Consider the following 269-nt stretch of genomic DNA (forward strand, 5'->3'; position numbering starts at 1 on the left):
CAGTAAATTGTATTTGGAAAAAACGAGCATAATCTATAGCCGAGGTATTTCCACTGAGCTCTTTATTAGCTATAGCGTTTGTAAATAGTTCAGTAAGGTAATGTTCAAAGTCTATCATCAGCTCTACGCTGATTTGATAAAGATAGCTGTCTTTATCAACAAACTCATTATTTGCCTTAACTAACATGCAGATAGAACTTGGAGTATGACTTTGTGAGGAAATAACAACATATTCTACAAAGTCTTGCAGTGCTTCAAGAATACTGCTG

At 34.6% G+C, this 269-nt stretch carries 1 protein-coding gene; it reads right to left on the minus strand.

The features are described 5' to 3' along the window. Window positions 1–269: hypothetical protein (locus SB765_RS30060; protein WP_410932553.1), on the minus strand; the 269-nt coding region annotated here is incomplete at both ends.

Source organism: Pseudomonas sp. SIMBA_067 (assembly GCF_046534675.1).
Classification (GTDB): domain Bacteria; phylum Pseudomonadota; class Gammaproteobacteria; order Pseudomonadales; family Pseudomonadaceae; genus Aquipseudomonas; species Aquipseudomonas putida.